The 1,950-nt window shown below is 62.6% G+C and carries 2 protein-coding genes; one reads left to right on the top strand and one right to left on the bottom strand.

Annotated elements, in window-relative coordinates; all coding sequences use genetic code 11:
- A partial coding sequence (locus WEB61_RS09645) for an SDR family NAD(P)-dependent oxidoreductase (RefSeq protein WP_368064127.1) occupies positions 1-582 on the top strand: 582 nt, incomplete at its 5' end.
- A 141-nt stretch (positions 583-723) separates the two neighbouring features.
- Here WEB61_RS09645 and WEB61_RS09640 read toward each other — a convergent pair.
- A partial coding sequence (locus WEB61_RS09640) for a glycosyltransferase family 2 protein (RefSeq protein WP_368064126.1) occupies positions 724-1,950 on the bottom strand: 1,227 nt, incomplete at its 5' end.

Genomic DNA, 1,950 nt, shown 5'->3' with positions numbered 1-1,950 from the left:
TCGGTCGAGAATTTCGACGAGGACCGGACAATGGTCGCCGACGTGCTGAAGGATTTCGGCTCCATCGGCATTCTGATCAACAATGCCGGCATCGCCTCGCGCGGCCAGACGGTCGCAGACACCGATCCGCTGGAACTTGAACGCGTGCTGAAAGTGCATGCGATGGCGCCGCATTTCGTCTCGAAGCTGGTGATCCCGCATATGCGCAAGGAGAAGCGCGGCGACATCATCATCATTTCGAGCGTGGCGACGCTCAGTCACTCGGCGAATGGCGGGCCTTACAATATGGGCAAGGCCGCGGCCGAAGCGCTGGCGCTGACGCTCGCCAAGGAAGAGCGGAAATTCGGCATACGGACCAATATCGTTGCGCCGGGCCTCACCGACACCGATATGGGCCGCAGGCTCGCGGCCGCCCGTGCGGGCAAGAAGGACATGGACATCCACGAACTCGACGACCGCTATCCCTTCGGCCATGTCTGCGGACCCGATGAAGTGGCGGCGGCGGTCGTCTATCTCGTCTCGGACGCCAATCCGTATGCGAACGGTCAGAAGATCAACATCGACGGCGGCGGCCCGATGTGAGGCCTGCGCGGAACGTGGCAAAGCGGGGATAACTTTTTTCAGAACGCCCGCCGCAACGCACTTATCCCCGGCCCTGCGACTGTCCGAAATCCATTTGTGACAGTTTTTTGACAGTTTCGTGACAGAGGGGGGGTTTTACCTTCACTCCGCTGGCGAAAACACCCCCGCCACGCTTGCCTTCGCCTTGCGGCGGAGCGAGGGCATGACATTGATGAGCGAGAGCAGCACCGCCGAGGCATAAGGCACCGACTGCACCAGCAGCACGGCGACCCAGAGCCTGGAATGGCTGTCGGTGAAATGCGGGCTCAGAAGGAAGGCGACCGTCAGGCCCCAGAGCACCGCCAGCATCAGCGCTTCCTCGCGCACCTGGATGAAGGCGGCGGCAAGCGGCGGCTTGTCCTCGCATTTCGGCGTGCGGATGAAGGGCTTGCTGGTGGTGATCATGCCGTTGAGCATCGCCTTGGCGACGGTATGCGTGAGGCCGAGTGCGGCGATGCCGGCGCCGAGACTTTCGAGGAAGGAGCAGTCGCGAATGCGCACGGCATAGAGCCAGAGCGAACGGATGACCTTGAAGGCGAAGCTGCCGATGGTCGGAATGAGGAAGGCGGCGACCGGCAGATAGACGAGGTGGGGCCGGTAGAGCGCCCAGATCGAAAGGCCGATGCTGGCCGTGGTGAAAAGCAGTGCCAGCCCGTCGGCGAACCAGGGCAGCCAGCCGGCGAGGAAATAATAGCGCTGCGCGCCGGAAAGACCGTTCTTCCGGCCGGCAAAGGGCGAGAGCGCGTCCCAGTGATGTTTGACGATCTGCACCGCGCCGTAAGCCCAGCGGAAGCGTTGCGTGATGTAGCCGGCGAGCGTGTCGGGTGTCAGGCCGCGGCCGAAGGAATGATTGACGTAAACGCTGTCATAGCCGGCGCGGTAGAGCTTGATGCCGAGCTCGGCATCCTCGCAGATGCACCACTCCGCCCAGCCGCCGACCTTTTCGAGCGCCGATTTGCGCACCAGCGTCATCGTGCCGTGCTGGATGACGGCGTTGAAATTGTTGCGCTGGACCATGCCGATATGGAAGAAGCCGGCATATTCCCAATAGGTCATGTTCTTGAAGGCGCTTTCGTGCCGGTCGCGGTAATCCTGCGGCGCCTGCACGAAGCCGACATCCGGCTTGTCGAAATAGGGAACCATGGCCTTCAGCCAGTTCGGGTCGATCTGGTAGTCGCTGTCGATGACGGCGACGACCTCGGCGTCGGATGCGGTTTTTTCGAGGCCGAAATTGAGCGCGCCCGCCTTGAAGCCCGGCCAGTTCTCGAGATGGAAGAAGCGGAAGCGGGGCCCGAGCGCCGCGCAATAGTCGCGCACCGGCTGCCAGAC

Origin of the sequence: Parvibaculum sp., from assembly GCF_040882025.1 — a bacterium.
GTDB lineage: Bacteria > Pseudomonadota > Alphaproteobacteria > Parvibaculales > Parvibaculaceae > Parvibaculum.
Note: the sequence above shows the minus strand (reverse complement) of the source record. Positions and strands in the feature narration are given on the sequence as shown.